The 11144-nt window shown below is 58.3% G+C and carries 10 protein-coding genes; 7 read left to right on the forward strand and 3 right to left on the reverse strand.

Features of this window, described 5'->3' with window-relative positions:
- Positions 1–9: 9 nt before the first annotated feature.
- From OVA10_RS18230 to OVA10_RS18240, 3 genes are all read right to left on the reverse strand, one after another.
- On the reverse strand, positions 10–753 hold the full coding sequence (locus OVA10_RS18230; protein ID WP_100777187.1) for a type 2 GTP cyclohydrolase I: 744 nt from the start codon (positions 751–753) through the stop codon (positions 10–12).
- A 10-nt stretch (positions 754–763) separates the two neighbouring features.
- A complete protein-coding gene (gene phrB, locus OVA10_RS18235) occupies positions 764–2176 on the reverse strand; it encodes a deoxyribodipyrimidine photo-lyase (RefSeq protein WP_268196564.1) in 1413 nt (470 codons plus the stop codon).
- 219 nt (positions 2177–2395) lie between these two features.
- On the reverse strand, positions 2396–2602 hold the full coding sequence (locus OVA10_RS18240) for a YbfA family protein (protein ID WP_095281257.1): 207 nt from the start codon (positions 2600–2602) through the stop codon (positions 2396–2398).
- Positions 2603–2910: 308 nt separating this feature from the next.
- Here OVA10_RS18240 and kdpF point away from each other — a divergent pair, with 308 nt between their 5' ends.
- The 7 genes from kdpF to speFL all read left to right on the forward strand — a co-directional run bounded on the left by kdpF (position 2911) and on the right by speFL (position 11081).
- A complete protein-coding gene (gene kdpF / locus OVA10_RS18245) occupies positions 2911–3000 on the forward strand; it encodes a K(+)-transporting ATPase subunit F (protein ID WP_003858638.1) in 90 nt (29 codons plus the stop codon).
- The gene (gene kdpA / locus OVA10_RS18250; RefSeq protein ID WP_268196565.1) at positions 3000–4679 is read left to right on the forward strand and encodes a potassium-transporting ATPase subunit KdpA; all 1680 of its coding nucleotides are present in this window, start codon (positions 3000–3002) and stop codon (positions 4677–4679) included. The genes kdpF and kdpA overlap by 1 nt, the downstream gene beginning before the upstream one ends.
- A gap of 19 nt (positions 4680–4698) precedes the next feature.
- Entirely contained in the window at positions 4699–6747 is a 2049-nt protein-coding gene (gene kdpB / locus OVA10_RS18255; RefSeq protein WP_100777190.1) for a potassium-transporting ATPase subunit KdpB, read from the forward strand.
- 12 nt (positions 6748–6759) lie between these two features.
- Complete coding sequence (gene kdpC / locus OVA10_RS18260; RefSeq protein WP_268196566.1) at positions 6760–7335, forward strand: potassium-transporting ATPase subunit KdpC; 576 nt, start codon at positions 6760–6762, stop codon at positions 7333–7335.
- On the forward strand, positions 7336–10023 hold the full coding sequence (gene kdpD, locus OVA10_RS18265) for a two-component system sensor histidine kinase KdpD (RefSeq protein WP_268196567.1): 2688 nt from the start codon (positions 7336–7338) through the stop codon (positions 10021–10023).
- Entirely contained in the window at positions 10020–10697 is a 678-nt protein-coding gene (gene kdpE / locus OVA10_RS18270) for a two-component system response regulator KdpE (protein ID WP_100777193.1), read from the forward strand. Before kdpD ends, kdpE begins: the two co-directional genes overlap by 4 nt.
- Positions 10698–10976: 279 nt before the next feature.
- Positions 10977–11081 (forward strand): leader peptide SpeFL, encoded by a 105-nt coding sequence (speFL, locus tag OVA10_RS18275; protein WP_106875989.1) that lies wholly within the window; start codon positions 10977–10979, stop codon positions 11079–11081.
- Positions 11082–11144: the final 63 nt, after the last annotated feature.

The raw sequence follows: 11144 nt of genomic DNA on the forward strand, positions 1-11144 counted from the left end.
CACCTCTCATCAGGCAGGATTAGGGATATCAATAAAGGTCACGTCGAGATCGGTATTTTCCGTCAGCCATTCGCTCAGGGCGCGGATGCCGCCGCGCTCGGTGGCATGGTGCCCTGCCGCGTAGAAATGCAGCCCCTGCTCGCGGGCAGAGTGAATGGTCTGCTCGGACACTTCACCGGTAATAAAAGCGTCGACGCCAAAGCGCGCCGCATTGTCGATAAAGCCCTGGCCGCCGCCGGTACACCACGCCACGCGCTTCACCAGATCCGGGCCGGTATCACCGCTCCACAGTGGACGGCGGCCCAGACGCGCCTCAATCCAGGAAGCAAGTTCCAGGCCAGGAACCGGCATGGACAGCTCACCCCACGGCAGCAGCTCTTCGATTTCACCCATCACGGTGATGCCGAGCAGCTGAGCGAGCTGAACGTTATTGCCCAGCTCCGGATGCGCGTCCAGCGGCAAGTGCCAGCCGTACAGATTGATGTCGTTCGCCAGCAGCGTTTTCAGGCGGTTGCGCTTCATGCCGCGAATAATCGGTGCTTCGTTTTTCCAGAAATAGCCGTGATGCACGATCACCGCATCCGCTTGCAGGCGTACTGCTTCATCCAGCAGGGCCTGGCTCGCCGTGACGCCGGTGACAATCTTTTGCACCGTTTCACGCCCTTCCACCTGCAGGCCGTTAGGGCCGTAGTCGCTGAAGCTGGCGCTGTTCAGCTTTTCATTGATTAAGGTTTCCAGTTCGCTGTTTTTCATCATTACTCTCTTACGCTTTGCGGGCGGCTTCATAGGCCGCCAGTGTGGCGACTCGCGCCTGTTTATGGTCAACAATCGGGCGCGGATAATCGAGGGTTTCACCCGTTTTATCCGCCCACACCCAGGGTTCATGGATCGATTTTCCCGGCACGTCGGCCAGTTCAGGTAGCCACTGGCGGATAAACTCGCCGGTAGCGTCAAATCGTTGTCCCTGGGTTGTCGGGTTAAAAATACGAAAATAGGGAGCGGCATCCGTTCCGGTCGACGCCGCCCACTGCCAGCCGCCGTTATTGGCCGCCAGATCGCCGTCGATCAGCTGAGAAATAAAATATCGCTCTCCGGCGCGCCAGTCGATCAGCAGGTCTTTCACCAGGAAGCTGGCAACGATCATCCGCAGGCGGTTATGCATCCACCCCGTTTCGTTAAGCTGACGCATGGCCGCATCGACTATAGGATAGCCCGTCTGCCCGTTTTGCCACGCCTGTAGCTGGGCGTCATCCTGCTGCCACTGCACCTTGTCCGTCCAGCGGATGAAGGGACGATGTTTACATAAATCAGGATGATACGTCATCAGATGACGGTAGAATTCGCGCCAGATCAGCTCGTTAAGCCATACCGCCCCCGGCCCGCCGTCGAGGGCCTGCGGCTGTTCGGCCAGCAGGCGGTGCAGACACTGACGCGGGGAGAGCACGCCCAACGCCAGACAGGCGGATAAACGGCTGGTACCTTCGATGGCGGGAAAATCGCGCTGTGCTTCATACTCCGCGGCCTGCTGTTTGCAGAACTGGCGCAACTGCGCAATCGCGGCCTTTTCGGTCGGTGGGAAGTGGTCCGGGTCGAAATCGCGCTGAGGGTAGTCAACGTTGATCTCCGCAGAAACGGTCAGCGCCTCTCCTCGGGCCGCTGGCGCGGCGACGCACTCCGGTAGCCCCTCTTTCAGGCGTTTCAGGTAGGCATTTTTGAACGGGGTGAAGACTTTATACATCTCGTGATTGCCGGTCATGACGCTGCCCGGCGCTAACATCACGCTGTCGTCAAAGCCCTGGCACACAACCGTAGTAAGCCGGTTTTCAAGCTGTCGGTCGCGCTGCTGCTCGTTGAATTCGTACTGATAGTTGTAAAAAAGATGGGTGACGTTGTGCGCGTCGCAGATCTGCTGCACTTTGTCGCTCTGCGCGGCAAAGTCGCTCACTTCCTCATAAATCAGTGGAATGCCCTTCTCCGCCAGCCCCTGCTGCAGGGCATTGAGATGCGCACGCAGGTATGCCGCCTGTCGCGGAGCCATGCCGTGCTCACGCCACTGTTCGGGCGTGGCGATAAACAGGGCCAGCACGCGGGCGTCTTGAGAGCGGCAGGCGGCCGCGAGCGCGATGTTGTCATGAAGGCGCAGATCCGCGCGAAACCAGACCAGATGCGTGGTCATAACACTCCTGAATAATTGTCCATAACCTAAGCGTAGCGTTTCTGACCGCAGGCCGAAACCGCGTCGTCTATCCCTAAACGTGGGATATCTGACTCTATAATGTTTAAGTTATGTTACAGGAGCAAGTGTAACCTTTGCCCGGCGGGCGAGCGGAAAGCGACAGACACAAAAAAACCGCCACATCGCTGTGGCGGTTCGACATTGCTTTGTGGCTATTTGTTAGTAAAAATCGCAGGTCGCTTTTTCGGCCTGGTCCATCCATACCGGTTTCTCGCTGGTTTTCGCCCAGACGCGGTGCAGATAGCTGTAAAAACGTGCACGGTCTTTCCAGAACAACATCACTGGCAGCGCCACAATCCCGGCCACTACGGCGAAGGTGCGACGTAAAAAGACAACATGTGCTGGAAACTCTTTATACAGGTCCATGATTTTCTCCCCTATAGCTGGCCGGAAACGTTATCCGGAAATTTCAAAAGTGGTTATCTGGCTAAAATAGTACCGCTTTGTTTGTAATTTTACTACTCATCCGACCACTTATTTTCATCCGTTTAGTGAATATTTACACTCCACCTGTAATTAAGTTACATAAAAGTTAACAAGATACTTACCATTAGTTAAATCATGGTCTTGTCATTTTTATACTTTTTTTACACCCACCCCGCTGATTTTTGCGAAATCTTTGCGCCATAAATCCTACCTTTTGCACAACAACAAAAGTCACCCGGAGGTGAATTGTGAGTGCAGGTCTGATTGCTGGCATCGTGCTGGTGTTCCTGTTGTTGGGCTATTTGATTTATGCCCTGATTAATGCGGAGGCGTTCTGATGGTGGCCCAGGCATTTTTACTGATCGCCAGCTTCCTGCTGGTGCTTTTCCTGCTCGCAAGGCCGCTGGGAAGCTGGCTGGCGCGGATGATTAACGGCGGCGCGCTGCCGGTGATTGGGGGCGTCGAAAACGGGATCTGGCGCGTACTTGGGATCAACACCCAGGAGATGAACTGGCGGCAGTATCTGATCGCCATTGTGTTGCTGAATATCGTCGGGCTGGTGGTGCTGTTCGCGATGCTGATGCTGCAAGGCATTCTGCCTCTCAACCCGCAGCAGCTGCCGGGTCTGTCGTGGCATCTGGCGCTCAATACTGCCGTCAGCTTTGTCAGTAATACCAACTGGCAGTCGTATGCGGGTGAAACCACCCTCAGCTATTTCAGCCAGATGGTGGGGTTAACGGTGCAGAACTTCCTCTCTGCCGCCAGCGGCATTGCGGTGATCTTCGCCCTTATCCGCGCCTTCGCCCGCCAGAAAATCAGCACCCTGGGCAACGCCTGGGTCGATCTCACGCGCATTACCCTGTGGCTACTGCTGCCGATTGCTCTGCTGATCGCCCTGTTCTTTATTCAGCAAGGCACCCTGCAAAACCTGCTGCCCTACTCGTCTTACACCTCTATTGAAGGCGTGAAACAGATGCTGCCGATGGGGCCAGTGGCATCGCAGGAAGCGATCAAAATGCTGGGCACCAACGGCGGGGGTTTCTTTAACGCCAACTCCTCGCATCCGTTCGAGAACCCGACCGCGCTGACCAACATCGTGCAGATGCTGGCGATCTTCCTGATCCCCGCCGCGCTCTGTTTCGCCTTTGGTGATGTGGTAAATGACCGCCGTCAGGGCCGGACGTTGCTGTGGGCGATGTCGATTATCTTTGTGGTCTGCGCGGCGCTGGTGATGTGGGCGGAGTGGCACGGTAATAGCCATTTCCTGCAGCTGGGCGCTGACAGCAGTATTAATATGGAAGGCAAAGAGAGCCGCTTCGGTATCCTCGCCACCAGCCTGTACGCGGTGGTGACAACGGCTGCCTCCTGCGGCGCCGTCAACGGGATGCATGACTCCTTCACGGCCCTTGGCGGGATGATCCCTCTGTGGCTGATGCAGATTGGCGAAGTGGTCTTCGGCGGCGTCGGTGCCGGTCTTTACGGCATGCTGCTGTTCGTTCTGCTGGCGGTGTTTATCGCCGGGCTGATGATTGGCCGCACGCCGGAGTATCTGGGTAAAAAAATCGACGTGCGCGAAATGAAACTGACCGCCCTTGCCATCCTGGTGACCCCTGCGCTGGTGCTGATGGGCACCGCGCTGGCCCTAATGACCGAGGCCGGGCGCAGCGGCATTTTCAACCCAGGCATCCACGGCTTTAGCGAAGTGCTGTACGCCGTGTCGTCTGCGGCCAACAACAACGGCAGCGCCTTTGCCGGGTTAAGCGCCAACTCTCCGTTCTGGAACTGCCTGCTGGCGTTCTGCATGTTCGTGGGCCGCTTTGGGGTGATCGTGCCGGTACTGGCTATCGCCGGATCGCTGGTGAGTAAAAAGATTCAGCCCACCTCAACCGGTACGCTCCCGACACACGGCGCGCTGTTTATTGGCCTGCTGATTGGCACCATCCTGCTGGTCGGTGCCCTGACCTTTATCCCCGCCCTCGCGTTAGGCCCGGTCGCGGAACATCTTTCTTTACGCTAACAGAGCGGAGATATCAGTCATGAGTCGTAAACAACTGGCCCTCTTAGAACCGACACTGGTTCGCCAGGCGTTGATGGATGCGGTGAAAAAACTCAGCCCGCGCGTGCAGTGGCACAACCCGGTGATGTTTATCGTCTGGATTGGCAGCGTGGTCACCACCGCGCTTGCCATCGCCATGAGCACCGGACACCTGACGGGCGACGCCCTGTTTACCGGGGCCATCAGCCTGTGGCTGTGGTTTACGGTGCTGTTCGCCAACTTTGCCGAAGCGCTGGCGGAAGGCCGCAGCAAAGCGCAGGCCAACAGCCTGAAAGGGGTCAAAAAGACCGCGTTTGCCCGCAAATTGCGCGAACCGAAATACGGCGCACAGATGGATCACGTCCCGGCCGATGAACTGCGCAAAGGCGACGTGGTGCTGGTGGAAGCGGGCGATATTATCCCCTGCGACGGGGAGGTGATCGAAGGCGGCGCGTCAGTGGACGAAAGCGCCATCACCGGGGAGTCCGCGCCGGTGATCCGTGAGTCCGGCGGCGATTTTGCCTCGGTCACGGGCGGGACGCGCATTCTCTCTGACTGGCTGGTGATCCAGTGCAGCGTCAATCCGGGTGAAACCTTCCTCGACCGGATGATCGCCATGGTCGAAGGCGCGCAGCGTCGCAAAACGCCAAATGAAATCGCGCTCACCATTTTGCTGGTAGCTCTGACCATCGTCTTCCTGCTGGCGACCGCCACCCTGTGGCCGTTCTCCGCTTACGGCGGCACGGCGGTGAGCGTCACGGTGCTGGTAGCCCTGCTGGTCTGCCTGATCCCGACCACCATCGGCGGTCTGCTGTCGGCCATCGGCGTGGCCGGGATGAGCCGGATGCTCGGCGCGAACGTGATTGCCACCAGCGGCCGCGCGGTCGAAGCGGCGGGCGACGTGGACGTGCTGCTGCTGGATAAAACCGGGACCATTACTCTCGGCAACCGTCAGGCGTCGGACTTCCTGCCTGCGCCGGGTGTCGATGAGAAAACGCTGGCCGATGCGGCGCAACTCTCCTCGCTGGCGGATGAAACGCCGGAAGGCCGCAGCATCGTGATTCTGGCTAAACAGCGCTTCAATCTGCGCCAGCGCGACGTGCAGAGCCTGCACGCCACCTTTGTGCCCTTCACGGCGCAGACGCGGATGAGCGGGATTAACATTCAGGATCGCATGATCCGTAAAGGCTCCGTGGACGCCATTCGTCGCCACATCGAAGCCAATAACGGCCACTTCCCACCGCAGGTCGATCAGCTGGTGGAAAGCGTGGCGCGTCAGGGTGCCACCCCGCTGGTGGTCGCAGAAGGGGCTAACGTTCTGGGGGTGATCGCCCTGAAAGATATCGTCAAAGGCGGCATCAAAGAACGCTTTGCCCAGCTGCGCAAAATGGGGATCAAAACGGTGATGATCACCGGGGATAACCGTCTGACCGCCGCCGCCATTGCCGCCGAAGCGGGGGTGGACGATTTCCTCTCCGAAGCGACGCCAGAAGCGAAGCTGGCGCTAATCCGCCAGTACCAGGCGGAAGGCCGTCTGGTGGCGATGACCGGCGACGGCACCAACGATGCCCCGGCGCTGGCGCAGGCTGACGTGGCGGTAGCGATGAACTCCGGCACCCAGGCGGCAAAAGAAGCGGGGAACATGGTCGATCTGGACTCTAACCCGACCAAACTTATCGAGGTGGTCCATATCGGTAAACAGATGCTGATGACGCGCGGGTCGCTCACCACCTTCAGTATCGCCAACGATGTGGCGAAATATTTCGCCATTATCCCGGCCGCGTTTGCTGCCACCTACCCGCAACTCAACGCGCTGAACGTGATGCATCTGCACTCGCCCGCGTCGGCGATTCTCAGCGCCGTGATCTTCAACGCCCTGATCATTGTCTTCCTGATCCCGCTGGCGCTGAAAGGGGTGAGCTATAAACCGCTGACGGCGGCCGCGATGCTGCGCCGCAACCTGTGGATTTATGGTCTCGGTGGATTAGTGGTGCCCTTTATCGGGATCAAAATTATCGACCTGTTACTGACCCTGTTCGGGCTGGTTTAAGAGAGAAATCAAATGACTATGTTACGTCCCGCTATACTTCTGTTTATCCTGCTGTCGCTGATTACCGGTGGGCTTTACCCGCTGGTGACCACTGCGCTGGGCCAGTGGTGGTTTAAGGATCAGGCCAACGGCTCGCTGATTATGCAAAACGGTGAGAGCCGCGGTTCGCGCCTGATTGGGCAGAACTTTACCGATGCCCGTTACTTTCAGGGGCGTCCTTCCGCCACCGCTGAAACCCCGTATAATCCAATGGCATCGGGTGGCAGCAACCTGGCAGGAAGTAATCCTGAACTGGATAAAGCCGTGAGTGAACGCGTCAGCGCCCTGCGCGCGGCTAACCCGCAGGCGAACCCGACGGTGCCCGTTGAACTGGTCACCGCTTCGGCCAGTGGGCTGGATTATAGCCTGACGCCCGCCGCTGTGACGTGGCAAATCCCGCGCGTGGCCGCCGCGCGTGGGCTGACCGCTGACCAGGTCAGCAAACTGGTTGCTGAACACACGCAAAAACCGCTGGTCAGCTTTATCGGCATGCCGGTCGTGAATATTGTTGAGCTGAATCTGGCGCTGGACGCGCTAAGGAAAAACTAAATGACCGACGAGCCCCTGCGCCCGAATCCGGATCGGCTGCTTGAGCAGACCGCTGAAGCGCATCGCGGCAAATTAAAAGTGTTTTTCGGCGCCTGTGCGGGCGTCGGGAAAACCTACGCCATGCTAACCGAAGCGCAGCGTTTGCGGGCGCAGGGGCTGGATATTCTCATCGGCGTGGTGGAAACCCACGGGCGCAAAGAGACGGCGGCGCTGCTGGAGGGGCTGGCGACGCAGCCGGCCCGTCGTATCAGCCATCGCAGTCGTCTGGTCTCCGAGTTCGATCTCGACGCCGCCCTCGCCCGCCGTCCGGCATTAATTCTGATGGACGAACTGGCGCACAGTAATGCGCCAGGCTCGCGTCACCCCAAGCGCTGGCAGGATGTCGAAGAGCTGCTGGAAGCGGGTATCGACGTCTTTACCACCGTTAACGTGCAGCATCTGGAAAGCCTGAACGACGTGGTCAGCGGCGTCACCGGCATTCAGGTGCGTGAAACCGTCCCCGATCCCTTTTTTGATTCCGCCGATGAAGTGGTGCTGGTCGATCTCCCCCCGGACGATCTGCGCCAGCGCCTGCACGAGGGCAAAGTCTATATCGCCGGGCAGGCCGAACGCGCTATCGAGCACTTTTTCCGTAAAGGGAACCTGATTGCCCTGCGCGAACTGGCGCTGCGGCGCACCGCCGATCGGGTGGACGATCAGATGCGCGCCTGGCGCGACCGACAGGGGCAGGACCGCGTCTGGCATACCCGCGACGCCATTTTGCTCTGCATCGGGCACAGCGGCGGCAACGAGAAACTGGTGCGTACCGCCGCGCGGCTGGCGGCAAAATTCGGCAGTGCCTGGCATGCAGTTTACGTCGAAACCCCACACCTGCACGCCCTGCCGGAAAACCAGCGGCGCGCTATCCTCAGCGCCCTGCGCCTCGCCCAGGAGTTAGGCGCGGAGACCGCTACCCTGTCCGATCCAGCAGAAGATAAAGCCATCCTGCGCTACGCCAGGGAACATAATCTCGGCAAAATCGTCATCGGCCGCCGTCAGCATCGCCGCTGGTTTAGCCGCGAATCTTTCGCTGACAAACTGGCGAAACGCGCGCCGGATCTGGATCTGGTGATTGTCGCGCTCGACGAAAAACCGGCCCCCCTCCCCAGCCGCACGCCTGACGCCCGCAGCTTTGGCGATAAATGGCGCATCCAGCTCAGAGGCTGTCTGGTGGCGACGGTGCTTTGCGCCCTGATAACCATTGTGGCAAGCCAATGGCTGATTGCCTTTGACGCCGCCAACCTGGTGATGGTCTATCTGCTGGGTGTGGTGGTGGTGGCTTTGCTCTACGGGCGCTGGCCGTCGGTACTGGCGACGATCATTAACGTCGCCAGCTTTGACCTCTTCTTCATCGCCCCGCGCGGTACGCTGGCGGTGTCGGATGTGCAGTATATTCTGACGTTTGCCGTGATGCTGACCGTCGGGCTGGTGATTGGTAATCTCACCGCGGGCGTGCGCTATCAGGCGCGTATCGCCCGCTACCGCGAACAGCGCACGCGCCATCTGTATGAGATGTCGAAATCGCTCGCCGTCGGGCGCACGCCGCTGGATATCGTCCAGACCAGCGAGCAGTTTATTCGCTCCACGTTCCAGGCCAGCAGCCTGATTTTGCTCCCGGACGAGCACGGAAAACTGCGCCCACTCACCTCCGCCAACGGCATGACGCCGTGGGATGAAGCCATCGCCCGCTGGAGTTTTGACAAAGGGCTGCCCGCCGGTGCCGGAACCGATACGCTGCCCGGCGTGCCCTATCTGATTCTCCCCCTGCGCAGCGCTGACAAAACCCTGGGGCTGGTGATTGTTGAGCCGTCGAATCTGCGACAGCTGATGATCCCGGAACAGCAGCGCCTGTTGGAAACCTTTACCCTGCTGGTTGCCAGCGCGCTGGAGCGTCTGGCCCTCACCACCAGCGAAGAGTTGGCGCGGCTGGCGAGCGAGCGCGAAAGTATTCGCAACTCCCTGCTGGCGGCGCTCTCTCACGATCTGCGCACGCCGCTGACGGTGCTGTTTGGTCAGTCGGAGATCCTGACCCTCGACCTGGCGGCGGAGAATTCCCCTCACGCTCTGCAGGCTAGCGAGATCCGCCAGCACGTGCTCAACACCACCCGGCTGGTGAATAATCTGCTCGATATGGCGCGTATTCAGTCCGGTGGGTTTAACCTTAAAAAAGAGTGGCTGACGCTGGAAGAGGTGGTCGGCAGCGCCTTACAAATGCTGGAGCCAGGGCTGGGCGGCCGCCATATCACCCTCGACATGCCTGAACCGCTCACGCTGATCCACGTCGACGGTCCGCTGTTTGAGCGGGTGCTGATTAATCTGCTGGAGAATGCGGCGAAATACGCGGGCGCAAAAGCGGAGATTGGTTTAACGGCGGGCGTCGCGCATCAGGCACTGCGCCTTGAAGTGTGGGACGACGGGCCGGGCATTCCGTTCGGTCAGGAAAGCGCGATTTTTGAGAAGTTTGCGCGCGGGAATAAAGAGTCGGCCATTCCCGGAGTCGGGCTAGGGCTGGCCATCTGTCAGGCGATTGTCGATGTGCACGGCGGCACCATTACCGCCCACAACCGACCGGAAGGAGGTGCCTGTTTTTGTGTTACACTTCCGCTGGATGTCCCGCCAGAAATGAATGAATTACCCGAGGATTTGTGATTAACGTCCTGATTGTTGAAGACGAACTCGCCATTAGCCGTTTCCTGCGCGCTGCGCTGGAGGGAGACGGCTTGCGCGTGTATGACGCCGGGACATTACAGCGCGGACTTATCGAAGCGGCCACCCGCAAACCCGACCTGGTGATCCTTGATTTAGGCCTCCCCGACGGCGACGGTCTCGATTTTATCCGCGAAGTGCGCCAGTGGAGCCAAATGCCCATCATTGTGCTCTCTGCCCGCGCCGAAGAGACGGATAAAATTGCGGCGCTGGACGCCGGGGCCGATGACTATCTCAGCAAACCTTTTGGTATTGGTGAACTTCAGGCGCGCCTGCGCGTGGCGCTGCGCCGCCACAGTGCGACGACGCCGTCCGATCCGGTGTTTACCTTTTCAGATATCCAGGTCGATCTGCCTGCCCGTCGAATTCTGCGCGGTACCCAAGAGATCCACCTCACCCCGATTGAGTTTCGCCTGCTGGCCGTGCTGCTTAACAATCACGGCAAAGTGCTGACCCAACGTCAGCTGCTTAATCAGGTCTGGGGACCGAACGCCGTTGAGCATAGTCATTATTTACGCATATATATGGGCCACCTTCGTCAAAAACTTGAGGCTGACCCCGCACGCCCCCGCCATTTATTAACTGAAACCGGTATCGGTTATCGGTTTATGCTTTGAATAACTATTCAGAATTAACTCAATTAAATTAGCACAACATATTTCTGCCTTTTTAATTATTACGAAAACACGTGTTCCCGCCCTCTTTAAATTAAATAAAAACACCATGAATACATCGTATTAACATTAGTAATACAAAACAGCGTTATGCACTGCTCTATTCACGCAAAACGAATATTTATTTCTGATTTGATCGGTTATTGGTGATCTTCTTCACGGTTTGCTGCCTTTTCATGGATAAAATGGCCTTGCTTTCAATTACTGAAAGGAAAAACAGTCATGGAAAACAATAATCGTTTAATGCCGCATATAAGGCGAACAACGCATATTATGATGTTCGCCCACCGCAATAGCTTTGACTTTCACTTCTTCAACGCCCGGTAGTCCTTCGACCCAGGGCGCGTCTGCTTACAGGTTTTCCTGAAATACCCTGACTTACAGGCATTT

The organism is Lelliottia sp. SL45 (assembly GCF_026672535.1).
Taxonomy (GTDB): Bacteria; Pseudomonadota; Gammaproteobacteria; order Enterobacterales; family Enterobacteriaceae; genus Enterobacter; species Enterobacter nimipressuralis.

What these genes read in the sequence shown, in the direction of transcription:
- OVA10_RS18230 (WP_100777187.1), bottom strand. Translation starts at nt 753, where the DNA reads ATGAAAAACAGCGAACTGGAAACCTTAATCAATGAAAAGCTGAACAGC.
- phrB (WP_268196564.1), bottom strand. Translation starts at nt 2,176, where the DNA reads ATGACCACGCATCTGGTCTGGTTTCGCGCGGATCTGCGCCTTCATGAC.
- OVA10_RS18240 (WP_095281257.1), bottom strand. Translation starts at nt 2,602, where the DNA reads ATGGACCTGTATAAAGAGTTTCCAGCACATGTTGTCTTTTTACGTCGC.
- kdpA (WP_268196565.1), top strand. Translation starts at nt 3,000, where the DNA reads ATGGTGGCCCAGGCATTTTTACTGATCGCCAGCTTCCTGCTGGTGCTT.
- kdpB (WP_100777190.1), top strand. Translation starts at nt 4,699, where the DNA reads ATGAGTCGTAAACAACTGGCCCTCTTAGAACCGACACTGGTTCGCCAG.
- kdpC (WP_268196566.1), top strand. Translation starts at nt 6,760, where the DNA reads ATGACTATGTTACGTCCCGCTATACTTCTGTTTATCCTGCTGTCGCTG.
- kdpD (WP_268196567.1), top strand. Translation starts at nt 7,336, where the DNA reads ATGACCGACGAGCCCCTGCGCCCGAATCCGGATCGGCTGCTTGAGCAG.
- speFL (WP_106875989.1), top strand. Translation starts at nt 10,977, where the DNA reads ATGGAAAACAATAATCGTTTAATGCCGCATATAAGGCGAACAACGCAT.